The organism is Xanthobacter pseudotagetidis (assembly GCF_043194795.2).
Classification (GTDB): Bacteria; Pseudomonadota; Alphaproteobacteria; order Rhizobiales; family Xanthobacteraceae; genus Xanthobacter; species Xanthobacter tagetidis_A.
In genome coordinates this window covers 2,300,989-2,323,531 of record NZ_CM195534.1, presented here as the reverse complement: position 1 = coordinate 2,323,531, position 22,543 = coordinate 2,300,989, and the positions used below count along the sequence as shown (strand labels likewise).

The following is a 22,543-nucleotide window of genomic DNA, read 5'->3' as shown; positions in this document are numbered from 1 at the left end:
CCTCCCAACCGCCGTCATCCTTCGCCCAACCGCCGTCATCCTCACCGCCGCCATCCTCCTCACCGCCGTCATCCTTCCACCCGCCGTCATCCTCCGGCTTGACCGGAGGATCCACGGAACGCCAACCCGTGCGACGGGCCGCAGGATGGGCCCTCCGGTCAAGCCGGAGGGCGACGGCGCGCGGGGCGGCAACAGCATGCCAATCGACCGCCGCGCGCGAAGCGAGGGCCTGACCATGCGCATCCCCTGCCCCTATTGCGGCGCGCGCGACGCCCATGAGTTCGCCTATCTGGGCGACGCCACCGTGACCCGACCCGACCCGGCGGCGCCGGACGCGCTCGATGCGTTCTCCGCCTATGTCTATGAGCGGACCAACCCGGAAGGCCCGCACGAGGAGTTCTGGTATCACGCCAGCGGCTGCCGCCGCTGGCTCAAGGTCACGCGCAACACCCGCACCCACGAGATCCTCGCGGTGTCCTTCGCGCGCGCCGAGGAGACGGCGCCATGAGCCGCCTCGCCCACGGCGGGCTCGTCGACCGCACCCGCACCCTCTCCTTCTCCTTCGACGGCGCGACCTATCGCGGCCATCCCGGCGACACGCTCGCCTCGGCGCTGCTGGCGAACGGGGTGCGGCTCGTCGGCCGCTCGTTCAAGTATCACCGCCCGCGCGGCATCGTCTCCGCCGGCTCGGAGGAGCCGAACGCCCTCGTCGAGCTGCGCATGGGCGCGCGGCGCGAGCCCAACACCCGCGCCACCACGGTCGAGCTCTATGGCGGGCTCGCGGCCGCGAGCCAGAACCGCTGGCCGAGCCTTGCCTTCGACATCATGAGCGCCAACCAGTGGCTCTCCCCGCTGCTGGGCGCCGGCTTCTACTACAAGACCTTCATGTGGCCGTCGGCGCTGTGGGAAAAGCTCTACGAGCCCGTCATCCGCCGCGCCGCCGGCCTCGGCCGCGCCGCCGCGCGGCCGGACCCGGACCATTACGAGAAGGCCAACGCCTTCTGCGACGTGCTGGTGGTCGGATCGGGCGCGGCCGGCCTGTCCGCGGCGCTGGCGGCGGCGCGCTCCGGCGCGCGGGTGATCCTGGCGGAGGAGGACTTCCGCCTGGGCGGCCGGCTGCTCGGCGAATTCGCCAATGTCGGCGGCGGCACGGCGCGCGACTTCGCGGCGGCGGCGGAAGCGGAGCTCGCCAGCCTGCCCAACGTGCGCCTCATGGCCCGCACCACCGTGTTCGGCGCCTATGACGGCGGCACCTACGGCGCGGTGGAGCGCGTGAGCGACCATCTCCCCGTCCCGGCGCCCTTCGCGCCGCGCCAGCGCCTGTGGCGCATCGTGGCGAAGCGCTGCGTGCTGGCGGCCGGCGCGTTCGACCGGCCCATCGTCTTCCCCGGCAACGACCGCCCCGGGGTGATGTCGGCGCTGGCGCTCGCCACCTACGCCACGCGCTACGGCGCGAGCGCGGGCGAGCGCGCCGCCTTCTTCGTCAACAACGACCATGCGTTTGCCGCCGCGCTCGACGCGGCGGAAGCCGGCGTGAAGGTGGAAGCCATCGTCGACGTGCGCCCCGATCCGGCGCTGGCGGCGCGGGCGCAGGCGCTCGGCGTCAGGGTGATCCAGGGCGAGGTGACGGCGACCTCCGGCAAGCTGCTCTCGGCGGTCACGGTGCGCACGCCCGCCGGAACCGAGACGCTCGCCGTGGAGGCCCTTGGCGTCTCCGGCGGCGCGACACCCAACCTCAACCTCACCACCCACATGGGCGGCCGCCCCACCTATGACGAGACGCTGTGCGCCTTCGTGCCCGGCGCCCTGCCACCCGGCATGGCGGTGGCGGGGGCTGCGGGCAGCGCCTTCCCGCTCCAGGACTGCCTCGACACCGGCGCGCGCGCCGGCGCGGCGGCCGCCGCCGGCCTGGGCTTCGCCGCCCCGGCCCTCGACGTGCCGCGCGCGGAGGGGGCGCCCTCCGGCATCCGCGCCTTCTGGCACGTGGAGGCGCCCGGAGGCTTCGCCTTCGTCGACCTCCAGAACGACGTGACGGCTAAGGACGTGACGCTCGCCCACAAGGAAGGCTATCGCGCGGTGGAGCTTTTGAAGCGCTACACCACGCTCGGCATGGCCACCGACCAGGGCAAGACCTCCAACATGGCGGGCCTTGCCATCATGGCCCACCTCACGGGACGCTCCATCGCCGAGACCGGGGTGACGGTGTTCCGACCACCCTACACGCCGGTGGCCATCGGCGCGCTCGCCGGCCACCACCGGGGCCGCGACTTCAAGCCCACCCGGCCGACGCCGACCCATCAGTGGGCGAAGGAGCAGGGCGCGGTGTTCGTGGAAGCCGGCTTCTGGCTCCGGGCGCAGTATTTCCCGCGGCCCGGGGAGACCGACTGGCTGGAGACCGTCAACCGCGAGGTGACGGCGGTGCGCACGGGCGTCGGCGTGGTGGACGCCTCCACCTTCGGCAAGATCGACATCCAGGGCCCGGATGCGGGCCGCTTCCTTGACCGGGTCTACATCAACACCTTCTCCACCCTCGCGGTGGGCAAGGCGCGCTACGGCGTGATGCTGCGCGAGGATGGCATCGTCATGGACGACGGCACCTCGGCGCGCCTCGCCGACGACCATTTCGTGATGACCACCACCACGGCGAACGCCGCCAAGGTCTACCAGCACCTGGAATTCTGTCTCCAGGTGCTGTGGCCGAACCTCGACGTGCAGCTCGCCTCGATCACCGAGCAATACGCCCAGATCGCGCTCTCCGGCCCGCGCTCGCGCGACGTGCTGGCCAAGGTGGTGGACGGGGCGGACGTGTCGGACGCGGCCCTGCCCTTCATGGGGGTGCTTCAGACTAGCGTCGCCGGCGGCATCCCGGCCCGCATCTTCCGGCTCTCCTTCTCGGGTGAGCTCGGCTTTGAGCTCGCCGTGCCCTCCGGCCAGGGCGATCGGCTCATCCGCGCCATCATGGATGCCGGCGCGGAATTCGGCATCACACCCTACGGCACCGAGACGCTCGGGGTGCTGCGGATCGAGAAGGGCCACGTCTCCGGCAACGAGCTGAACGGGCAGACCTCGGCGCGCGACCTCGGGCTCGGCAGGATGGCCTCCACCAAGAAGGACTTCGTCGGCCGCGTGCTCGCCGGCCGGCCCGCCTTCCTGGAAGAGGAGCGGCCGATCTTCGTCGGCTTCCGGCCGGTGGACCGCGCCGAGCGCCTGCGCGCGGGCGCGCATTTCCTTGGCCTGGGGGCCGAGCCCACCATGGCGAACGACGAGGGCTACATGACCTCGGCCGCCTTCTCGCCGACGCTGGGCCATTCCATCGGCCTCGGCTTCCTCAAGAACGGGCAGAGCCGCATCGGCGAGACGGTGCGCGCCTATGACCCGGTCCGGGGTGGCGACATCGCGGTGGAAGTGTGCCATCCGGCGTTCGTCGATCCCGAGGGGGAGAAGCAGCGTGGCTGACATCCTGGCCGACATCGCGCCCACCACACTCCTGCCGCAGGGCCATTACGGCGCGCCGGGCGAAGGCGTTCGCGCGCGCCTCCTGCCCGGCTGGTCCGCCGCGACGCTCGCCGCGCGGCGGGGCGCGGGAGAGGCGCTCGCCGCCCGCTTCGCCGAGGCTGGCCTCGTCCTGCCCGCCGGCCCGAAGGCAGCGACGGCGGCCGGCCTGACGCTGGTGGGCACCGGCCCCGGCCGCTGGCTCGCCTTCGCCCAGGGCACGGGCACCCTGCCCGATCGCATCGCCCCGCTGGCCGACGGCCTCGCCGCGGTCACGGACCAGAGCGACGCCAGCCTCATGTTCGAGGTATCCGGCCCCAGCGTGCGGGCGGCGCTCGCCAAGGGGGTGATGATCGACCTCGACCCGTCCGCCTTCGCGCCCGGCGATGCGGCGACCACCACCGTCTCGCACGTGAACCTCACCTTCTGGCAGACACCGGAGCCGCTGGCGGATTCGCCGGCCTATATGTTCGCCGTGCCGCGCTCGTTCGCGCCCGCCTTCCTGCGCTGGCTCGCCGCGAGCGCGGCCGAATTCGGCTTCGCCCTCTCCGGCACGGGGCGAGGTTGACGGCGGCGCGGCGCGCGCGTTCCGCCTCTTCCCTTCTTCCGGCCCCAAGCGGCGCTCGCGCGCCGGGGCAGCCCCATTGCGAGACCCGACCATGAGCAATCCCGAGCTTCAGTTCATCCTCACCCTCGCCTGCCCGAACCGGCCCGGCATCGTCGCCGGCGTCTCCACCTTCCTGTTCCAGCACGGCTGCAACATCCTGGAGGCGCAGCAGTTCGACGACACCGAGAGCGGGCGCTTCTTCATGCGCACGGTGTTCAACGTGGTGGAAGGCGAGGCCGGCCTCGAGGCGCTCAAGACGGAGTTCGCCGCCATCGCCGAGGGCTTCAAGGCCGCCTTCAGCATCCGGCCCAAGGCGGAAAAGCGCCGGGTGCTGCTGCTCGCCTCGAAGTCCGACCACTGCCTCGCCGATCTGCTCTATCGCTGGCGCATCGGCGAGATCCCAATGGACCTCGTGGGCATCGTCTCGAACCACCCGCGCGAGACCTATGCCCATCTCGACTTCGACGGCATCCCGTTCCACCATTTGCCGGTCACGAAGGCGACCAAGCTGGAGCAGGAGACCGAAATCTGGGACGTGTTCAAGTCGTCCCGGGCGGAACTGGCCGTGCTCGCCCGCTACATGCAGGTGCTCTCGGATGGACTGGCGGCGAAACTCGCCGGACGGTGCATCAACATCCACCACTCGTTTCTGCCGGGATTCAAGGGCGCCAAGCCCTACCACCAGGCCCATGCGCGCGGCGTGAAGCTGATCGGTGCCACCGCGCACTACGTCACCTCCGACCTCGACGAGGGGCCGATCATCGAACAGGACGTGGAGCGGATTTCGCACCAGGACTCGCCGGACGACCTGGTCCGCAAGGGCCGCGACATCGAGCGCCGCGTGCTCGCCCGCGCGCTCGCCTGGCATTTGCAGGACCGGGTGATCCTCAACGGCAGCAAGACCGTGGTGTTCCGCGACTGAACGCGCCCAAGGTCAAGTCGGTCATAAACCCAGGCCGCGTATATCGAAATCATCCGTCCGGACGATCCTGCGCCGGGCGGAGAGATGAACGGATGAAACCTCTCGCCGTCCCGCGCGTTCCCGAAAAGAAACCTTTCGGGAGCCCATCATGAGCGGACGATCTACTCTCATCGCCGGCGCACTCGTCCTGGTCGCCGCCATCGCCGCCGCCGGACTGTTCTCCGGCCGCGGCACCCCCGAGCCGTCCGAGACCGCGCCGGCCGCCGTGCCGGTGCCGAGCCCCAGCGGCGAGCCGCCGCCGCCCACCGTATCGCCGGCCATGCCGCCCGGCCGCACGCTCTCGGAGGAACCGCGCTGAGCCGGGGGAAGGAGCCCCAACAATTGCATGCATGGCGGATTTAATTGGCTAATTTTTAGTCAATCTGGTATAAGCTCCCAGAGTGAGGCGCCAGCCTCTCCCCCAGGGCCGTCCCCCCGCCGGCCTTCCTCCAAGCCTTCCGCCGCAAGGATCTTGCGTTGTCCCTCGGGACGGGCGGGAGGCTTGGTCGGGGGACGGAGGACGCTGGCGCGCTTCCTGCTACAGGGACCGGCGGCGGGGCTTCGGCCCTGACCGAGATCGCGCCGGACCGACCTGAAGAGAGCGCCATGCACACCCTTTCCGACCTCCTCGAAGCCCACCGAAGCGGCGCCCGAACGCTTCAGGACACGGTGGCCGAGGTCTACCGGCGCATCGCGGCGCGCGACGATCCGGCGATCTTCATCACCCTGCGTCCCGAGGCGGAGGTGCAAGCGGAGGCCGCAGCCCTGGCGGCACGGGGCGACACCTCCCTCGCCCTCTACGGCATCCCGGTCGCGGTGAAGGACAATATCGACGTCGCCGGCCTGCCCACCACCGCCGCCTGCCCTGCCTTCGCCTATGTGCCGGAGAAGGACGCGACCGCCGTCGCGCGCCTGAAGGCGGCCGGCGCGCTGATCATCGGCAAGACCAATCTCGACCAGTTCGCCACCGGCCTCGTGGGCGTGCGCTCGCCCTATGGCATCCCCCGGAACCCCTTCAAGGCGGACCTCGTGCCCGGCGGCTCGTCCTCGGGCTCGGCGGTGGCGGTGTCGGCCGGGATCGTGCCGGTGGCGCTCGGCACCGACACCGCGGGCTCCGGCCGGGTGCCGGCCATGCTCAACAACATCGTCGGCGTGAAGCCCTCGCTCGGGCTGGTGCCGAACACCGGCCTCGTGCCCGCCTGCCGCTCGCTCGACTGCATCTCGGTGTTCGCCCTCACGGTGGACGACGCCATGGCGGTGCTTGAGGTGCTGGCGGGGGACGACGACGACGCCTATTCGCGCCCGCTCCCCCTCGCCCCCCTCGCCCCGCCTCCGCCGGCGCCGGTGCTGGGGATCCTGGCACCGGGCGAGCGGGAGTTCTTCGGCGACGCGGACGCGGCCGCCGCCTACGAGGCCGCGCTGGCGCGCTGGCGCGCCCTCGGCGCGAAGCTGGTGGAGATCGACTTCGCCCCCTTCGCCGAGACCGCGCGGCTGCTCTATGAGGGCCCCTGGGTGGCTGAGCGCTGGATCGTCGCCGGCGCGCTGATCGAGAAGGACCCGCAGGCGGTGCACCCCGTCACCCGCGCCATCACCGAGCCCGGCGGCACGGCGAGCGCGGCGGACGCCTTCCGCGCCATGTACCGCCTCAAGGCGCTGCGCAGGAAGGTGGAGCCGACGCTCGCCGCCATCGACGCGCTGGTGCTGCCCACCGCGCCCACCGCCTACACCGTGGACGCGGTGCTGGGGGAGCCGATCCTGCTCAATTCGCGCAACGGCACCTACACCAATTTCGTCAATCTGATGGACCTGTGCGGCACCGCCGTGCCCACCACGGTCGCCGCCTCGGGCGTGCCCTATGGCATCACGCTGCTGGCGCCTGCGGGCCGCGATGGCGAGGTCGCATCGCTTGCCCGCACCTTCATGGCGGCCGGCAGCCTGCCGCTCGGCGCCACCGGCGCGCCGCTCATCGCCCCGCCGCTCGCGACGCCCGCGACGCGAGCGGACCGGCTGGAGGTGTGCGTGTTCGGCGCCCACCTCTCCGGCATGGCGCTGAACGCCGACCTCAAGGCCATGGGCGGCCGCTTCGTCGCCGAGGTGGAGACGGCTCCGGCCTACCGCATGAAGCTGCTGCCGGGCGCCCAGCCGCGGCCCGGCGTGGTGCGCGTCGGCGCGGGCGGCGGCACGCTCAAGGGCGAGGTCTGGTCGCTGCCGATGGAGGGGGTGGGCCGGCTGCTCGCCACCATCCCGGCGCCGCTCGGCCTGGGGCAGGTGGAGCTGGAAAGCGGACGGCGCGTCGCCGGCTTCCTCGCCGAGTCCGGCGAGGTGGCGGACGCGCCCGACATCACGCCGTTCGGCGGCTTCCGCGCCTTCGCCGAGAGCCGGCAGGCCGCCGCCGGATAGGAGGCGGCCGCGGACCCGCAAGCGAGACCCAGGCCTCAGCCCACCTTGCCTCAGCCCACCTTGCCCTTGCCCTCGCCCTCGGTGAGGAAGTGCTCCAGCCAATGGATGTCGTAGCGCCCCTCGGCGATGTCGCGGGTGCGCACCAGGGTGCGGAACAAGGGCAGCGTGGTGTCGATGCCGTCCACCACGAACTCGTCCAGCGCCCGGCGCAGGCGGCGCAGGCACTCGTCGCGGGTCTTGCCGTGGACGATCAGCTTGCCCACCAGGCTGTCATAGGTGGGCGGGATCACGTAGCCCTGGTAGGCGTTGGAATCCACGCGGATGCCGAGGCCGCCGGGCACGTGATAGTGGGTGATCCTGCCAGGCGAGGGGCGGAAGGTGGCCGGGTGCTCGGCGTTCACGCGGCACTCGATGGCGTGACCTTCCATCACGATGTCGGACTGCTGGAGCGTCAAGGGCTCGCCGGCCGCCACGCGGATCTGCTCGTTGATGAGGTCGATGCCGGTGACCATCTCCGTCACCGGATGCTCCACCTGGATGCGGGTGTTCATCTCGATGAAGTAGAAGCGGCCGTTCTCGTACAGGAACTCGATCGTGCCGACGCCGAGATAGTTCAGCTCGCGCATGGCCTTGGCGCAGGTCTCGCCGATCTCGGCGCGCTGCTCGGGGGTGATGACGGGAGACGGCGCCTCCTCCCACACCTTCTGGTGGCGGCGCTGCAGCGAGCAGTCGCGCTCGCCGAGATGGATCGCGTGGCCCTTGCCGTCGCCCAGCACCTGCACCTCGATGTGGCGCGGCGTGCCGAGATACTTCTCCAGATAGACCGCGTCGTCGCCGAAGGCGGCCAGCGCCTCGGTGCGGGCGGTGGACAGCGCCTGGGAGAGATCCTCCCGCGTCATCGCCACCTTCATGCCGCGCCCACCGCCGCCGGCGGCCGCCTTCACCAGGACCGGGAAGCCGATCTCCTCGGCGACGCGGTGCGCCTCCTCGTCGGAGGTGACGCCGCCGTCCGAGCCGGGCACCACCGGGATACCGAGCGCCTGGGCGGTCTTCTTGGCCTCGATCTTGTCGCCCATGATGCGGATGTGCTCCGCCTTGGGGCCGATGAAGTGGATGTTGTGGTCGGCGAGGATTTCGGCGAAGCGGGCATTCTCCGCCAGGAAGCCGTAGCCGGGATGCACCGCGTCCGCGCCCGTGATCTCGCAGGCGGCCAGCAGCGAGGGCACGTTGAGGTAGCTCTCGCGCGCCGCCGGCGGGCCGATGCACACGCTCTCGTCCGCGAGGCGCACGTGCATGGCATCCGCGTCGGCCGTGGAGTGGACCGCGACCGTCGCGATGCCCAGCTCCTTGCAGGCGCGCAGGATGCGCAGCGCGATCTCGCCCCGGTTGGCGATGAGGATCTTCTTGAACATCAGCGCTCCTCGCCTTCCGGCCCGATCACTCGATGATGAGCAGCGGCTCGCCGTACTCGACCGGCTGAGCGTTGCCCACCAGCACGCGCGTCACGGTGCCGGAGCGCGGGGCCGGAATGGCGTTCATGGTCTTCATGGCCTCGACGATGAGCACCGTCTGGCCTTCCTTGACGACCGAGCCCACGTCCACGAACGGGGCGGCGCCGGGCTCGGCGGCGAGGTAGGCGGTCCCCACCATGGGCGAGGCGACGACGCCGGGATGCTTGGACAGGTCCGCGCCCTCGGCGGCGGCCACCGGCGCGGCGGCGACCGCAACGGCCGGCGCCACGGCCACGGGAGCGACAGCCGGGCCCTGGGTGATGTTCACCGGCGCCGGCGTGCGGGCGACGCGGATGCGCAGCTCGGCGTGCTGCACCTCGATCTCGGTGAGGTCGGTCTCGGAGAGGAGCTCGGCGAGCTCCTTGATGAGCGCGGTGTCGATGGAGGTCTTCGAGGGTTTCATCATGGTCCTGCTCTGGCCGGCCGCGACGGGCCGCACGAGGGCTGTTGGCGTTTCGCGCCCGCTCACGGGGAGGCGGGCAAGCGGGCGAGCGCCGCGATGGCGAGCACGTAGCTCTGCGGGCCGAAGCCGCAGATCACGCCGCGCGCCACGGGCGACAGAAACGAGTGGTGGCGGAAGTCCTCGCGGGCGAACACGTTCGAGAGATGCACCTCGATCATGGGCACGCCCACGGCCGAGACCGCGTCCCGCAGCGCGACGGAGGTATGAGTATACGCAGCGGCATTGAGCACGATGCCGCGCGCGCCGCGGGCGGCCTGGATCAGGTCCACGAGTCCGCCTTCGGAATTGGTCTGGCGGAAGACCATGTCGAAGCCGTGGCGGGCGGCCTCCTCGCGGCACAGGGCCTCCACGTCGGCGAGCGTCGCCGCGCCATAGATGCCCGGCTCCCGCGTGCCGAGGAGGTTCAGATTGGGCCCGTTGAGGACGTGGACTGTGCTGGACATCCGCGCAAGGTTCTGCCGCCGGCTCCGATCGGCCGGCTGGCGCGTTATAGGGGCGCGCGCGTCCCGTGGAAAGAGTGCCCGTTTGCGGTGGGGACGCCGAACATGTGGAGGACGCGCCCGCCCGGCGTCTCACTGGGCCAGGAAACCGCCATCCACGGGCAGGGTGTGGCCGGTGATCATCCCGGCCATGCCGCTCGCCAGGAACAAGGTCGCGGCCGCCACGTCCTCGGGCTCGGCGAGCCGGCCCATGGGCATCAGCGCCTCCAGCTTGGCGCGCGTCGCCTCGTCCGCCAGCAGCGCGGCGATGAAGGGGGTGCGCACCCAGGTGGGCGCCACCGCGTTCACCCTTACGCCGACGGGCGCCAGCTCCACCGCCAGCGCGCGGGTGAAGTTGACCAGCGCCCCCTTGCTGGCCTGGTAGGCCGGGTTGGGATAGGGCCCGCCGCCCGACAGGCCCATGATGGAGGCGATGTTCACGATCGCCCCCGCGCCCTTCGCCCGCATGTGCGGCACCGCCGCGCGGGCGCACAGGAAGGCGCCGGTGACGTTCACCGCGAACACCTTGTCCCATTCGCGGAGGCTGAGATCCTCCACGCCCTTGCGGATGGAGAGGCCGGCATTGTTCACCAGCACGTCCGGCGCAAGGCCATCGGCGGCGAGCCCGGCGAAGGCCCGCGCAACCGCCCCCTCGTCGGTCACGTCGAGGGTAAGGGGCGTTGCGCTGGCGGCGGGAAACGCCTGGGCGGCCAGCGCCTTGGCCGCGGCCTCGGCGCTGAGATCGGCGAGGATCACGTGCGCGCCCTGGGCGATGAAGGCGGATGCGATGGCAAGGCCGATGCCCCCCGCCCCGCCGGTGACGAGCACGCGGGTGCCGGTGAAGTCGAGGGCGGCGAAAGCGGAGGGCATGGGCTCAAATCCTGGCGTGAGGGGTCTTCCATACGACCGAGCGCCGGGCCGGGAAAGGGGCTCGCCCCCCGCCGCGACGCTGGATGCTCCGGCCGAGCCGGAGCATGACCGCGGGAAGGATTCCCGCGGTCTCTCCGCCTTGCCCCATCGCGCTCACACCGTCGCCCTCCGGCTTGACCGGAGGGCCCAAGACCGCCAGGGCAAGCCCCGCGGCCGGGCATGGATGCTCCGGTCGAGCCGGAGCATGACGGTGGGAAGGATCGGAAGCGGATGCCGAGCAGCGCGCGTCGGCGCGCCTCCCCTCCCCGTTGCGGGGGGCGTGATGGGGTGGGGGTCGCGCGACGACGCCACCCCTCTCACCGTCGCCCTCCGGCTTGACCGGAGGGCCCAAGACCGCCAGGGCAAGCCCCGCCGCCGGGCATGGATGCTCCAGTCGAGCCGGAGCATGACGGCGAAAGGAACCATCGGCGCCCCCACCCCGGCCCCTCCCCGCTAGAGAAAGCCCGGCCGCCCGCGCCGCGCTCCACGCCGGCGCGAGACATTTTGGCCTTCCGCCCGGCGGGGCAATTGCATTAGCTCTGCGCTTTCGAACCCATTCCACGCGCTCAGCGCCAGAAGGACCCCATCCATGTCCCCTCCCCTTGCCGGCCTCCGTGTCCTCGAACTCGCGCGCATCCTCGCCGGCCCCTGGGCCGGGCAACTGCTCGCCGATCTCGGGGCGGAGGTGATCAAGGTGGAGCGGCCGGGCGGCGGCGACGACACCCGCACCTGGGGCCCGCCCTTCTTCACCGGCGCAGACGGTGCGCCGCTCGGGGCGGCCTATTTCCACGCCACCAACCGGGGCAAGAAGTCGGTGGCGGTGGATTTCGAGACCGCCGGGGGCCAGGCCACCATCCGCGCGCTGGCGAAGGAATGCGACGTCCTGATCGAGAACTTCAAGGTCGGCGGCCTGAAGAAATACGGCCTCGACTACGCGAGCCTGAAGGCGGAGAACCCGCGCCTCGTCTATTGCTCCGTCACCGGCTTCGGCCAGGACGGCCCATACGCCCCGCGCGCCGGCTACGACTTCCTGGTCCAGGGCATGGGCGGCATCATGGAGCTGACCGGGGAGCCGGACGGCGAGCCGGAGAAGGTGGGCGTCGCCTTCGCCGACATCTTCACCGGCCTCTACGCCACCGTGGGCATCCTCGCCGCCCTGCGGCGGCGCGAGGAGACTGGGGCGGGTGGCCATGTGGACATGGCGCTGCTGGACACGCAGGTGAGCGTGCTCGCCAACCAGGCCATGAACTACCTCGCCTCCGGCAAGGCGCCGACCCGCATGGGCAACGCGCACCCCAACATCGTGCCCTACCAGGTGTTCGCCTGCGCCGACGGCCACCTGATCGCCGCGGTGGGCAATGACGGCCAGTTCGCCCGCTTCTGCGCCGTGCTCGATGCGCCGGAGCTGGCGCGGGACGAGCGCTTCGCCGCCAATGCCGGGCGCGTCGCCAACCGCGCCGAGCTGGTGCCGCTGCTCGCCGGCCTCGTGGTCCGCCGCGAGCGCGACGCGCTGCTCGCGGCACTGGAGAAGCAAGGCGTGCCGGCCGGCCCCATCAACACCATCCCCCAGGTGTTCGCCGACCCCCAGGTGATCCATCGCGGCATGAAGGTGGAGCTGCCGGAGGCCGGCGGCGGCACCCTGCCCTCGCTGGCGAGCCCGATCGTCATCGACGGCGCGCGGCAGGTGGCGGCGAGCGCCAGCCCGCGCCTCGGCGCCGACACCGACGCCGTGCTGGCGCTGATCAAGGCCCTGGCGCCGGGCTGACGCGCGGAGGGCGCTCCATGGAACCGGCCTATGACGTGGTGATCGTCGGCGGGGCGGCGACCGGCTCCTCGGTCGCCTATCACCTCGCCGCCGATCCCGCCTTCACCGGCCGCGTGCTGGTGCTGGAGCAGGACCCGTCCTATGCCCGCGCCGCCTCGGCGCTCTCGGCCGCCTCCATCCGCCAGCAATATTCGACCGCCATCAACGTCGAGGTCTCGCTGTTCGGCATCGACTTCCTGCGTGCGGCGCCGGAGCTGCTGGCGGTGGACGGCGAGCGGCCGGCGCTTTCGCTCCACGAGGGCGGATACCTGTTCCTTGCCAGCGCCGAGGGCCGCTCGGCGCTGGCCGCCGGGCACGCCGTGCAGCGGGCGCACGGCGCCGACATCGCGTTCCTGGAGCCGGACGCGCTGGCGGCGCGCTTTTCCTGGCTCGACGGCTCGGGCATCGCCGCCGGCTGCCTCGGGCTCTCGGGCGAGGGCTGGTTCGACGGCTGGAGCCTGTTCATGGCGCTGCGCCGCAAGGCCCGCAGCCTCGGCGCCGACTACCGCGCCGCCCGCGCGGCAGCGGTGGAGACGGCCGGCGGCAAGGTCACGGGCGTGCGGCTCCATGACGGAACCCGCATTCCGGCGGGCGTGGTGGTGAATGCCGCCGGCGCCGGCGGCCGCGCGCTCGCGGCCTCGGCCGGGATCGACATCCCGGTGCACATGAAGAAGCGGATGATCTTCACCTTCACCGCCGAGGACCCGCCGCAGGGGCTGCCGCTGGTGATCGATCCGAGCGGCGCCTATGTGCGGCCCGAGGGGCGCGGCTTCCTCGGCGGCTCGGCACCGGCGCCCGAGGACGATCCCGACAGCGACGATTTCGAGGTCGACCATGCCTTCTTCGACGCGGTGGTGTGGCCGCGCCTCGCGGAGCGCATCCCGGCCTTCGAGCGCATCCGGCCGGGGCGCGCCTGGGCCGGGCACTACGACATGAACGCCTTCGACCAGAACGCCTTCGTCGGCCCGGTCGCCGGGGTCGACGGCTTCTATCTCGCCAACGGCTTCTCGGGCCACGGGCTGCAGCAGTCGCCGGCGGTCGGACGGGGCCTCGCCGAGCTGATCGCCCACCGACGCTTCCGCACCCTCGACCTTTCCCCGCTCGGCTTCGACCGCCTCGCTTGCAACGCGCCGCTGCGCGAGCTGAAGGTGGTGTGAGAGACCGGGGGCTTATGGGGCGACGGCCCCCAAAACCACCGTCATGCTCCGGCTTGACCGGAGCATCCATCCTCGCGATTGGCGATGCGGCCGTCGATGGGCCCTCCGGTCAAGCCGGAGGGCGACGGTGGAGAAACACGCAAGTCGCGCGATATTCCCAAACCGCCGTCATGGCCGGGCTTGTCCCGGCCATCCATGCCCGCAGCGGGGGGCGCCTCGCCGGTCCGTGGGCCCTCCGGTCAAGCCGGAGGGCGACGGGTGTGGGGTCCCCTGCCGTCCTCTCACCCGCCGTTGCGATGGGCGCCGTTGGGGCGCGCGCCGCCCGGCAGATGCTCGATCCAGGCCCCTAGCGCCGGGGAAAGGCCGGTGGCGGGCTTCGGGCCGGGGCGGGCGAAGCGGCCGGCGCTGGCGGGGCGCGGCTTCAGGCGGGCGAGCAGCTGCGCCTGGCCCACGGCGGCGCTGAGCGGGTCCACCAGCGGCACCGGCACGCGGTCCGCCACCCGCTGAGCGAGGCCGGTGAGCGGCGCGCCGGCAAGGATCACCACGTCGGCCCTGTCCTCGTCGACCGCGCGGCGGGTCATCTCCACCAGCTCGGCCTCCATCTCGTGCTGCACGTCGGACACCGAGCTGAAGCCCACGTCCGGCACGCGGATGGAGGCGCAGCGCGCGCCCATGCCGGTGAGCGCCACCGCGTCCTCGTACCAGGGGGTGAGCGCGGGCGAGAAGGTGACGATGGAGAATCTCGGCCCCAGCATGCAGGCGGTCAGCATCGCCGCCTCCGCCATGGCGACCACAGGCAGGTCGAACAATTCGCGTGCCGCGATCAGGCCGGGATCGCCGAAGGCGGCGATCACCACCGCGTCCATGCCCTCCTGGTGGGCGGCGATCATCTCCAGCGTCAGGGCGCCTGCCACCACCGCCTCGGCGCGGCTGGCGATATAGGGCAGCCCCTGCGCGGCGGTGAGGGCGACCAGCTCCACGTCCGGCGCCAGCACCGGGCGGGCAGTCGCCACCATGCGCGCGGTCATGTCCGCCGAGGTGTTGGGATTGATGAGAAGGATGCGCATGGTCGTCAGTTCCCGCGCGCCCGCCGCCAGAGCGCGGCGATGGCGGCCTCGGCGTCGCGCCGGATCTCGCTTTCATTGACCTTCGTGGGGGCGCCGGCCTCGACCACCACCTCGCCGTCTACCGCCACCAGCTCCACGTCGCGCCCGTGGGCCACGTGGACGAGGTTGCCGAGCACGTTGGTGCGGGGCGTGAGGTGGACGCGGCGGAAGTCGAAGGCGACGAAGTCCGCCTTCTTGCCGGGCGCGATGGAGCCGATCTCGTCCTGAAGCCCCATGGCGCGGGCGCCGGCCAGGGTGGCCATCTCGAACACGGTCGCGGGCTGCCAGTCGTCGGTCACCGCGCCCACCTGGATGCGGCCGACCGCCAGCGCCCAGCGCATCACCTCCACCATGTCGGCGTGCATGTTGTCGGTGCCGAGGGTGAGCCTGGCGCCTGCCGCCCGCAGCTTCTGGGTCGGGGCGATGGTGGCGCCGGTGGCATTGCCCTTGGCGATGTGCGCCACATGGATGCCGGCGCGGCCGATGCGCGCGATGTCGCTCTCGCTCACATGGATGCAGTGCGCCGCCAGCAGGCGGTCGTTCAGAAGGCCGATCTCCTCCAGCAGCTCCGGCGGGCTCTTGCCGTCGCGCTCGCGGATGCGCGCCACCTCCACCTTGCTCTGCGAGAGATGGGTGGTGACGCGCAGGCCGTTCTCCTCGGCGGCGCGGGCGATGCGCTTGAGGAACGGCGTCGAGCAGGTGTCCGGCGCATGGGCGGCGAGCTGGACGCCGATGCGGCCGTCGCCCTTGCCGTTGTAGCGCTGCGCCAGCGCCAGTGCGTCGTTCAGCTTCTCCGCGCCGATGGCGTCCACATGCTCCCAGCGGCCCACCGAGACGCCGGAGAAATCCACGTCGTGGATGCGCCCGCACGACCACACGCGCAGCCCGATCCCGGCCATGGCGGGGGTGACGACGTCCGCATGGACGAAGGTGTCGTTGATGAGGGTGGAGCCGAACAGCAGCGCCTCCAGCGCGCCGAGGCGGGAGATGGCGTAGGCCTCGTCCGGCGTCACCATGTGGCCCTGGGGGATGCCGGGCGTGTAGGCCGGGGCGAAGCCGAGGTCCTCCGCCACCCCGCGCACCATGGAGAGGTTGGCGTGGGTGTGGATGTTGAGGAAGCCCGGCGTCACCACCCGGCCCGGCAAGTCGATGCGGCGGCGCGCGGCGGGCGGGGCGGCCTCCGCGCGCGCGTCCCCGATCAGAGTGAAGCGGCCGTCCTTCACGCCCAGCCAGGCATTCTCGATCTGCGGCCGCGCCGGATCGCCGGTGAGGACGGTGGCGCCGGTGACGAGGAGGTCGAGGGCGGGTTCGTTGGTCTCGGTCATCACGCTCACCGGTTCAGCACATGGGCGAGGAAGCGCCGGGTCTTCTCCTCGCGCGGGGCGGAGAACACCGGCTCGGGCGGGCCTTCCTCGACGATCTCGCCGTCGGCCATGAAGATCAGGTGGTCGGCGACGCGGCGCGCGAAGCTCATCTCGTGGGTGACGACCACCATGGTCATGCCCTCGCGGGCGAGCTCCGCCATCACGTCCAGAACCTCGTGCACCAGCTCGGGGTCGAGCGCGGAGGTGGGCTCGTCGAACAGGATCAGGCGCGGCTCCATGGCGAGCGCGCGGGCGATGGCGACCCGCTGCTGCTGGCCGCCCGAAAGCTGGGACGGCCGCTTGTGCATGTGGTCGGCAAGGCTGACGCGGGCGAGCTGGGCCGAGGCCCGGGCCTCGGCCTCCTTGCGCGGCAGGCCCAGGACCTTGCTGGGGCCGATGGCGACGTTCTCCAGCGCGGTCAGATGCGGGAACAGGTTGAAGCGCTGGAACACGAAGCCGAACTTGCGGCGCTGGCGCGCCATGTCCGCTTCCGGCAGCGGCCGCCACTTCGCCTCCTCGCCCATATAGGCGCCGCCGATGGGCTCGCCCAGAAGCTCGATGGTGCCGCCGTCCGGCGTCTCCAGATGGTTGAGGCAGCGCAGCACCGTGGTCTTGCCGGAGCCGGACGGCCCGATCAGCACCAGGGTCTGCCCGGCCATGAGGTCGAACGAGATGCCCTTGAGGATCTCCCGGTCGCCGAAGGACTTGCGCAGGCCGCGCACGGCAAGGAGCGGGCGTCGGCGGCCATGCTCCCGGCCGTGGTCTTGGCTGTTCCCTTGCGCAAGGGAGGTGAGAGGAGAGGTCATGGCGATCACCAGGCCGGCAGGCGACGCTCGATCACCCGCGAGATCCACGAGAGGACGCTGATGATGGCGTAGTAATAGATGGCGAGCAGGGTGAAGATCTCCACCGGGGCGAAATGGGAGGCGATGATCGCCTGGCCCGAGCGCGTCAGCTCGTAGACCGAGATCACCGACAGCAGCGAGGTGTTCTTGAGCAGGGTGATGATGTCGTTGGTGAGCGCCGGCATCATCGGACGGATCGACTGCGGCAGGAGCACGTAGATGAGGATCTTGCCGCGCGTCATGCCGATGGACTTCGCCGCCTCGGTCTGGCCCTTCTCCACCGCGCCCACGGTGCCGCGCACCACCTCCGCCACATAGCCCGCGCAGTTGAGCGAGAGGGCGATGACGCCGGCCCAGAACTCGCCCAGCCGCAGGCCCATGGCCGGCAGGCCGAAGAAGACGATGAAGATCTGGATCAGCAGCGGCGTGCCGCGGATGAAGTCCACATAGGCGCGCACCATCCAGCGCGCGGGCGCGAAGCCGCCGAGCGAAATGAGGCCGAGGGCGACGCCGCCGGCAAGGCCGAGGACGCCGGCGATGGCGGCGATCTTCAGCGTCATCACCGTGCCTTCCGCGAGCAGCGGAATGGCCATCTGGACGACGGACCAGTCGATGGTCATGGGGCGGTTGCTTCCTCAGTTTCACGTGCGGCGCGGCGGGCGCGCGTTTCGCTCCCGCCGTCCGCCGGGGATCGTGGCCGAACCAAGACCCTTGTCGTTTCAAGCCCTGTCATGCCCCGGCTTGTCCGGGGGATGACAGCGCGCCTGAAGACGCTGGTCCTGCCGCTGCTCGCCCGGCAGCATGAGCCGCTGCGGCCGCGGCGGGCAATCCGCGGGACGCGATCAGGAGAAGGTCGGGATCTTGTCGGACAGCTGCATGCGCATGCCGAACCACTTCTCCTGCAGCTTGTAGATGGCGCCGCTCTCCTTCAGCGCGGTGATGCGCTGGTTGAGGAAGGTGATGAGGTCCTCGTCCTCCTTGCGGGTGCCGATGCCGGCCCAGTTGCGCGGGCCGATGTCGCGCACGATGGCGTACTTGCCGGGCGCGTCCTTCACCACCTGGGTCAGGGTGGCGAGCGAGTTGATGACGCCGTCCACCGAGCCCTGCGCCAGCGCCAGATAGGCCGCCGGGTGGTCGTCATAGGTCTTGATCTCGGAGAAGCCCTTGCCGGTGTCGGCCTTCAGCTTCTCGTCGAGCTTGGTCTTCATGGTGTCGCCGGCCGAGCCCAGCTTCACGCCCAGCACCTTGCCCGACATGCCGTCGAGCGACTTGATCGTGCCGGCGTCGGAGGCGCGCACCAGCATCTCCTGCGTCGCCTCGGTGTAGGGGATGGAATAGCCGACCTTGGCGATGCGCTCCTTGGTGTAGGTGAGCGAGGTCATGATGACGTCGAAGTTGCCGGCATAGAGGGCCGGGATGACGCCGGCCCAGGCGGTGTCCACCATCTCCACCTTCACGCCGAGCGGGGCGAAGATCTCCTTCGCGAGATCCACGTCGTAGCCGACGATGGCGCTGCCCTCGCGATAGGTGAAGGGGCGGTAGGCGGCCTCGACGCCGATGCGCACCACGCCGCGCTTCTTGATGTCCTCGACCGTGAGCGGCGCGGCCTCCGCGCGGCCGGAGACCTGCGCCAGGAGCGCGGGGGCGGCAGCGGCGGCGGCGAGCGCGGAGACGGTGAGGGTCAGGAAGCGGCGGCGCGAGGCCAAGGGCAGGTTCGACGGGCGGTCGGACGAGCGGTGAGACATGGCGATTTCTCTCTCGTTCAGAAGGGCTTGGGAGACGCGAACGAACTAGATAAAATTGCATTCCATTTGATTTTCAATATTATATGCAATTAGTTAGTTACATCATGCTAGAGGCTTTGCCGCTGAATGATTGGGCATGGGGTGGCGCATAATCGGGCAGAGGGCGCAGGTCACGGCCGCCGCAGCGGCGCCGGGTCGGCCGGGAACGCGCGGCATCCCGTTGTTCGCAATCGGAAATTGCGCGACTGCGCCCGTGCGGCGCGGTCGGCCGCGGCGCACCTGGGGCCGGGTTCCGGTGCCGACAATCTGCGCAGCGCGGCGCGTCTTGCCCTGCAGCCGCGGCGGACGGTCTCAGCCCGGCGCGCCGTCCTCGTCCGCGACCGCGTCAGTCATGGCGGCGGCCTCCAGCACCGCGCACACGGTCTCGCCGGTGCGGATCAGGTGGCGCCGCCAGACGCGGCGGGCGGTTTCGGCGTCGCGGGCGTGGAGGGCCGCCATCAGCGCCGTATGCTCGCCCACCGATTCCTCCCAGCGGAACGGATCGATGATCGCCATGTAGCGGCCGCGCCGGGCGCGCAGCATGAGGCTTGCATGGGTGGCGATCAGGATCGGATTGTCGCTGGCCCGCACCACCGCGTCATGGATCAGCGTGTTGAGCTCGAAATAGGGGTCCTTCTCCTGCCGCTCGTAGTGGGCGCACATGCGCGCATGCATCTCATCGAGCCGCGCCAGCTCATCCGCGTCCATGCGCTGGGCGGCGAGCTCGGCGGCGAGGCTCTCCAGCCCCGCGATCACCTCGAACAGCCGCGCCGCCTCCTGCGGCGTGAACGACATGATGCGGGCACCCTTGTGCTGGGAGATTTCCACCAGCCCCTCGGCCTCCAGCAGCTTCAGCGCCTCGCGCAGCGGCGTGCGCGACACGTCGAGGCTCTGGCACAGCGCGCGCTCGACGATGCGCCCGCCGGGCGGCAGCGCGCCGCGGATGATCTGGTCGCGCAGCAGGTCCGCCACCTGCCGGGCGAACGGCACGCGGCGCGAGAGCGGCGACGGCTTCTGGGCTGGGGCCTCCCCTGCCGGCTTGGGCGCCGCCGTGCCGGCGTGCGCCCGCGCGCCGCGCTTCCTGGCCGCGCCCGTCTTCGCCGCCGTCCCTTCCATGGTCCCGTCCGCTCCGATGCGGGAATCGCGCCCGCCCACAGGTTCTAGCAAAAACAACTCCAACACCGTGAAAGACTTGCCCATGCCCGACAGCGTTCCCGCGTTCGACACCGTCATCCGCAACGGCCGCGTCGCCACCGCCGCCGACGTCTTCTCCTGCGACATCGGCATCAGGGACGGGCGCATCGCCGCCCTGGGCGAGGGCCTCGCGGGGCGGCAGGGGATCGACGCCGCCGGCAAGTGGGTGCTGCCGGGCGGCATCGACAGCCACGTCCACATCTCCCAGCCCTCGGGCGAGGGCATCATGATGGCCGACGACTTCGCCTCCGCCACCCGCTCGGCGGCGCTCGGCGGCAACACCACGGTGCTCCCGTTCTGCATGCAGGAGAGCGGGGCGAGCCTCAGGAGCGCGGTCGGCGCCTACCACGCCAAGGCCGAGGGCGAGTGCTACGTGGACGTCTCCTTCCACCTCATCATCACCGATCCGAGCGAGAGCGTGCTCGGCCAGGAGCTGCCGGCGCTGGTGGCGGACGGCTATCCCTCCTTCAAGGTGTTCATGACCTATGAGGGCCTGGCGCTCGCCGACCGGCAGATCCTGGAGGTGATGGAGGTGGCGCGGCAGACCCGGGCGCTGGTGATGGTGCACGCGGAGAATTACGACATCATCCGCTTCCTCACCGACCGGCTGGAGCGCGGGGGCAGGACCGCGCCGCGCTTCCACGCCGCCTCCCGCCCGGTCATCGCCGAGCGCGAGGCGACCTCCCGCGCGATCTCGCTGGCGGAGCTCTCCGACGTGCCGCTGATGGTGGTGCACGTCTCCAACCGCGAGGCCATGGAGGAGATCCGCCGCGCCCAGGCGAAGGGGCTGAAGATCCTCGGCGAGACCTGCCCGCAATATCTGGTGCTCACCGCCTCCGACCTCGACGGCCTCAACATGGAGGGGGCGAAATATGTCTGCTCGCCGCCACCGCGCGACACCGCGAGCCAGGAGGCCTGCTGGGAGGGGCTCCAGCAGGGCGTGTTCGCGACCTTCTCCTCCGACCACTGCCCGTTCCGCTACGACGATCCGCAGGGCAAGCTCACGCCGAAGGGCCGCACCAGCTTCCGCTGGGTGCCGAACGGCATTCCCGGCGTCGGCGCGCGCCTGCCGATCCTGTTCTCGGAAGGGGTGGTGAAGGGGCGGATCGACATCAACCGCTTCGTGGCCGTGACCGCCACCAACCACGCCAAGATCTACGGGCTCTACCCGAAGAAGGGCACCATCGCCGTCGGCGCCGATGCCGACATCGCCATCTGGGACCCGGCGCTGACACGCACCCTGACCCACGCCGCGATCCAGGACGGGTCCGACTACACGCCCTATGAGGGCATGGAGATCACCGGCTGGCCGGTGCTCACCATGGTGCGCGGGCGGGTGGTGGCGCAGGACGGCGTCCTGACCGGAGCCAAGGGCTTCGGGCAGTTCGTCCCGCGCGCGCTCTGAGCGGCCTGCATCCGGGCACGCCGCCCGTGAATCAGTGCGATCGGACGTGCCTCAGTGGGTCGAAGCCGGCCCCTCGGGCGGCGCGGCCGTCTGGGTGGAGCTCAGGAGCTTCGCCTGCACCAGCTCCGCCACTTCCAGCATCTCGCTGCTCCAGGCGAGCGCGGACTGCTGGAGGAAGGCGGCTTCCTTGGTGAAGGCGTTCGCCATGTTCTCCTCCTTGGAAAGCTCGGAGAACAGCTGCACCTGATCCTGCATCTGGCGGCCGGCGAAACGCTGGAGGTGAGAGGCCACTTCCACCGGGCAGTCGAAGAAGCAGTTCTTCCAGAAGGCCATGGGCCAAGCCGCAGGCGGGGTGCCGGCGCTCATGGCGCGGGCCAGCCCCTGGAAAATGGCGGAATCGTTCATCTGAGCATCTCCCTATGTGCCACCAGACATATGCCACCAGCGCGACCACGCCGGTAATCCGGCGATGATGGCGTCTCGTCCTCACCTCGCGCCGAAGCCCGCCGCTAAAATCCCAGCCGAGCGCCCGAAGGACCTTGCGCCACATCAAACCGCAGGCGAGAAAACCATCCTACAGGGGCGCCGGAGGACGGTCCGGAGCGGCGCCGCCGATCGGCCGTACAACGCCCAAGCTCCTGTTTTGTTCCGCATCATCGAGGAAACGCCCATGACCGAACTGCCCCCCTTCTTCCGCCAGATCCGGCTTGAACTCGCGCGCGAGAAGGGCCATCCCGAGGGCGCGCGCAATTTCGGCTACAGCTTCGTGGCGCCGCTCGATGAGAGCGGCCACATCGACCCGGCGCTCTGGGCCAAGCACCGCGATGCCTGCCGCGTGCTGCGCTTCCGGCCAAACGAGACGGACGAAAGCGGGCACTTGGTGCGCCGCCCCGGCGGCAGCTGGGCGTTCCGCTATGACATCCACGGCACGGACGACGACGAGGCCGGCTACCGCTTCGGCGAGGAAAAGTTCGAGGTGGGCGAGTACGTCTCCATCCGCGAGGACGAGGATGAGACCCACACGTTCCGCGTGGTGTCGGTGGAATCCCTGCGCTGAGGCGC

General features: G+C 71.0%; 21 protein-coding genes. 10 read left to right on the top strand and 11 right to left on the bottom strand.

The window, feature by feature from the left end; translation table 11 throughout:
• Positions 1 to 235 precede the first annotated feature (235 nt).
• From V5F67_RS10640 to atzF, 6 genes are all read left to right on the top strand, one after another.
• Positions 236 to 508: a sarcosine oxidase subunit delta gene (locus tag V5F67_RS10640; protein ID WP_394019696.1), complete on the top strand. Its 273-nt coding sequence runs from the start codon at positions 236 to 238 to the stop codon at positions 506 to 508.
• Complete coding sequence (locus V5F67_RS10635) at positions 505 to 3,456, top strand: sarcosine oxidase subunit alpha family protein (protein ID WP_394019392.1); 2,952 nt, start codon at positions 505 to 507, stop codon at positions 3,454 to 3,456. Before V5F67_RS10640 ends, V5F67_RS10635 begins: the two co-directional genes overlap by 4 nt.
• The gene (locus V5F67_RS10630; RefSeq protein ID WP_394019394.1) at positions 3,449 to 4,060 is read left to right on the top strand and encodes a sarcosine oxidase subunit gamma; all 612 of its coding nucleotides are present in this window, start codon (positions 3,449 to 3,451) and stop codon (positions 4,058 to 4,060) included. Before V5F67_RS10635 ends, V5F67_RS10630 begins: the two co-directional genes overlap by 8 nt.
• 91 nt (positions 4,061 to 4,151) lie before the next feature.
• Positions 4,152 to 5,021 (top strand): formyltetrahydrofolate deformylase, encoded by an 870-nt coding sequence (purU, locus tag V5F67_RS10625; protein ID WP_394019396.1) that lies wholly within the window; start codon positions 4,152 to 4,154, stop codon positions 5,019 to 5,021.
• A gap of 148 nt (positions 5,022 to 5,169) precedes the next feature.
• Entirely contained in the window at positions 5,170 to 5,379 is a 210-nt protein-coding gene (locus V5F67_RS10620) for a hypothetical protein (RefSeq protein ID WP_394019398.1), read from the top strand.
• 287 nt (positions 5,380 to 5,666) lie between these two features.
• A complete protein-coding gene (gene atzF, locus V5F67_RS10615) occupies positions 5,667 to 7,460 on the top strand; it encodes an allophanate hydrolase (RefSeq protein WP_394019400.1) in 1,794 nt (597 codons plus the stop codon).
• A 50-nt stretch (positions 7,461 to 7,510) separates the two neighbouring features.
• Here the strand turns inward: atzF and accC are convergent, their stop codons facing one another.
• The 4 genes from accC to V5F67_RS10595 form a co-directional block, all read right to left on the bottom strand.
• Entirely contained in the window at positions 7,511 to 8,872 is a 1,362-nt protein-coding gene (gene accC / locus V5F67_RS10610) for an acetyl-CoA carboxylase biotin carboxylase subunit (RefSeq protein WP_394019402.1), read from the bottom strand.
• A gap of 25 nt (positions 8,873 to 8,897) precedes the next feature.
• On the bottom strand, positions 8,898 to 9,374 hold the full coding sequence (gene accB, locus V5F67_RS10605; RefSeq protein ID WP_394019698.1) for an acetyl-CoA carboxylase biotin carboxyl carrier protein: 477 nt from the start codon (positions 9,372 to 9,374) through the stop codon (positions 8,898 to 8,900).
• Between the two features lie 62 nt (positions 9,375 to 9,436).
• Positions 9,437 to 9,877 carry a type II 3-dehydroquinate dehydratase gene (gene aroQ / locus V5F67_RS10600; protein WP_394019404.1) on the bottom strand — a complete coding sequence of 147 codons (441 nt, stop codon included), beginning with the start codon at positions 9,875 to 9,877 and terminating at the stop codon, positions 9,437 to 9,439.
• A gap of 129 nt (positions 9,878 to 10,006) precedes the next feature.
• Positions 10,007 to 10,783 (bottom strand): SDR family NAD(P)-dependent oxidoreductase, encoded by a 777-nt coding sequence (locus tag V5F67_RS10595; RefSeq protein WP_394019406.1) that lies wholly within the window; start codon positions 10,781 to 10,783, stop codon positions 10,007 to 10,009.
• Between the two features lie 628 nt (positions 10,784 to 11,411).
• Between V5F67_RS10595 and V5F67_RS10590 the strand changes: the two genes are divergently transcribed.
• Complete coding sequence (locus V5F67_RS10590; protein ID WP_394019408.1) at positions 11,412 to 12,587, top strand: CaiB/BaiF CoA transferase family protein; 1,176 nt, start codon at positions 11,412 to 11,414, stop codon at positions 12,585 to 12,587.
• Positions 12,588 to 12,604: 17 nt separating this feature from the next.
• Complete coding sequence (locus V5F67_RS10585) at positions 12,605 to 13,783, top strand: NAD(P)/FAD-dependent oxidoreductase (protein ID WP_394019410.1); 1,179 nt, start codon at positions 12,605 to 12,607, stop codon at positions 13,781 to 13,783.
• 281 nt (positions 13,784 to 14,064) lie between these two features.
• Here the strand turns inward: V5F67_RS10585 and V5F67_RS10580 are convergent, their stop codons facing one another.
• The 6 genes from V5F67_RS10580 to V5F67_RS10555 form a co-directional block, all read right to left on the bottom strand.
• Positions 14,065 to 14,850 (bottom strand): aspartate/glutamate racemase family protein, encoded by a 786-nt coding sequence (locus V5F67_RS10580; protein ID WP_394019412.1) that lies wholly within the window; start codon positions 14,848 to 14,850, stop codon positions 14,065 to 14,067.
• A 5-nt stretch (positions 14,851 to 14,855) separates the two neighbouring features.
• Positions 14,856 to 16,214, bottom strand: coding sequence for an amidohydrolase family protein (locus tag V5F67_RS10575; RefSeq protein WP_394019414.1), 1,359 nt, complete (start codon positions 16,212 to 16,214; stop codon positions 14,856 to 14,858).
• Between the two features lie 5 nt (positions 16,215 to 16,219).
• On the bottom strand, positions 16,220 to 17,059 hold the full coding sequence (locus V5F67_RS10570; protein WP_394019416.1) for an amino acid ABC transporter ATP-binding protein: 840 nt from the start codon (positions 17,057 to 17,059) through the stop codon (positions 16,220 to 16,222).
• Positions 17,060 to 17,064: 5 nt separating this feature from the next.
• Positions 17,065 to 17,718, bottom strand: a complete 654-nt coding sequence (locus tag V5F67_RS10565; RefSeq protein WP_394019418.1) for an amino acid ABC transporter permease — start codon at positions 17,716 to 17,718, stop codon at positions 17,065 to 17,067.
• A 222-nt stretch (positions 17,719 to 17,940) separates the two neighbouring features.
• Positions 17,941 to 18,843 carry a transporter substrate-binding domain-containing protein gene (locus tag V5F67_RS10560; RefSeq protein WP_394019420.1) on the bottom strand — a complete coding sequence of 301 codons (903 nt, stop codon included), beginning with the start codon at positions 18,841 to 18,843 and terminating at the stop codon, positions 17,941 to 17,943.
• A 351-nt stretch (positions 18,844 to 19,194) separates the two neighbouring features.
• Positions 19,195 to 19,998: a GntR family transcriptional regulator gene (locus V5F67_RS10555; RefSeq protein ID WP_394019422.1), complete on the bottom strand. Its 804-nt coding sequence runs from the start codon at positions 19,996 to 19,998 to the stop codon at positions 19,195 to 19,197.
• A gap of 82 nt (positions 19,999 to 20,080) precedes the next feature.
• On the opposite strand from V5F67_RS10555, the gene hydA reads away from it, so the two are divergent.
• Complete coding sequence (gene hydA / locus V5F67_RS10550) at positions 20,081 to 21,481, top strand: dihydropyrimidinase (RefSeq protein WP_394019424.1); 1,401 nt, start codon at positions 20,081 to 20,083, stop codon at positions 21,479 to 21,481.
• 51 nt (positions 21,482 to 21,532) lie between these two features.
• Here hydA and V5F67_RS10545 read toward each other — a convergent pair whose 3' ends face one another.
• A complete protein-coding gene (locus tag V5F67_RS10545) occupies positions 21,533 to 21,886 on the bottom strand; it encodes a hypothetical protein (protein WP_394019426.1) in 354 nt (117 codons plus the stop codon).
• Positions 21,887 to 22,151: 265 nt separating this feature from the next.
• Here V5F67_RS10545 and V5F67_RS10540 point away from each other — a divergent pair, with 265 nt between their 5' ends.
• Complete coding sequence (locus V5F67_RS10540; protein ID WP_394019428.1) at positions 22,152 to 22,538, top strand: hypothetical protein; 387 nt, start codon at positions 22,152 to 22,154, stop codon at positions 22,536 to 22,538.
• Positions 22,539 to 22,543 lie beyond the last annotated feature (5 nt).

What these genes read in the sequence shown, in the direction of transcription:
- V5F67_RS10640 (WP_394019696.1), top strand. Translation starts at nt 236, where the DNA reads ATGCGCATCCCCTGCCCCTATTGCGGCGCGCGCGACGCCCATGAGTTC.
- V5F67_RS10635 (WP_394019392.1), top strand. Translation starts at nt 505, where the DNA reads ATGAGCCGCCTCGCCCACGGCGGGCTCGTCGACCGCACCCGCACCCTC.
- purU (WP_394019396.1), top strand. Translation starts at nt 4,152, where the DNA reads ATGAGCAATCCCGAGCTTCAGTTCATCCTCACCCTCGCCTGCCCGAAC.
- V5F67_RS10620 (WP_394019398.1), top strand. Translation starts at nt 5,170, where the DNA reads ATGAGCGGACGATCTACTCTCATCGCCGGCGCACTCGTCCTGGTCGCC.
- atzF (WP_394019400.1), top strand. Translation starts at nt 5,667, where the DNA reads ATGCACACCCTTTCCGACCTCCTCGAAGCCCACCGAAGCGGCGCCCGA.
- accC (WP_394019402.1), bottom strand. Translation starts at nt 8,872, where the DNA reads ATGTTCAAGAAGATCCTCATCGCCAACCGGGGCGAGATCGCGCTGCGC.
- accB (WP_394019698.1), bottom strand. Translation starts at nt 9,374, where the DNA reads ATGAAACCCTCGAAGACCTCCATCGACACCGCGCTCATCAAGGAGCTC.
- aroQ (WP_394019404.1), bottom strand. Translation starts at nt 9,877, where the DNA reads ATGTCCAGCACAGTCCACGTCCTCAACGGGCCCAATCTGAACCTCCTC.
- V5F67_RS10595 (WP_394019406.1), bottom strand. Translation starts at nt 10,783, where the DNA reads ATGCCCTCCGCTTTCGCCGCCCTCGACTTCACCGGCACCCGCGTGCTC.
- V5F67_RS10590 (WP_394019408.1), top strand. Translation starts at nt 11,412, where the DNA reads ATGTCCCCTCCCCTTGCCGGCCTCCGTGTCCTCGAACTCGCGCGCATC.
- V5F67_RS10585 (WP_394019410.1), top strand. Translation starts at nt 12,605, where the DNA reads ATGGAACCGGCCTATGACGTGGTGATCGTCGGCGGGGCGGCGACCGGC.
- V5F67_RS10580 (WP_394019412.1), bottom strand. Translation starts at nt 14,850, where the DNA reads ATGCGCATCCTTCTCATCAATCCCAACACCTCGGCGGACATGACCGCG.
- V5F67_RS10575 (WP_394019414.1), bottom strand. Translation starts at nt 16,214, where the DNA reads ATGACCGAGACCAACGAACCCGCCCTCGACCTCCTCGTCACCGGCGCC.
- V5F67_RS10570 (WP_394019416.1), bottom strand. Translation starts at nt 17,059, where the DNA reads ATGACCTCTCCTCTCACCTCCCTTGCGCAAGGGAACAGCCAAGACCAC.
- V5F67_RS10565 (WP_394019418.1), bottom strand. Translation starts at nt 17,718, where the DNA reads ATGACCATCGACTGGTCCGTCGTCCAGATGGCCATTCCGCTGCTCGCG.
- V5F67_RS10560 (WP_394019420.1), bottom strand. Translation starts at nt 18,843, where the DNA reads ATGTCTCACCGCTCGTCCGACCGCCCGTCGAACCTGCCCTTGGCCTCG.
- V5F67_RS10555 (WP_394019422.1), bottom strand. Translation starts at nt 19,998, where the DNA reads ATGGAAGGGACGGCGGCGAAGACGGGCGCGGCCAGGAAGCGCGGCGCG.
- hydA (WP_394019424.1), top strand. Translation starts at nt 20,081, where the DNA reads ATGCCCGACAGCGTTCCCGCGTTCGACACCGTCATCCGCAACGGCCGC.
- V5F67_RS10545 (WP_394019426.1), bottom strand. Translation starts at nt 21,886, where the DNA reads ATGAACGATTCCGCCATTTTCCAGGGGCTGGCCCGCGCCATGAGCGCC.
- V5F67_RS10540 (WP_394019428.1), top strand. Translation starts at nt 22,152, where the DNA reads ATGACCGAACTGCCCCCCTTCTTCCGCCAGATCCGGCTTGAACTCGCG.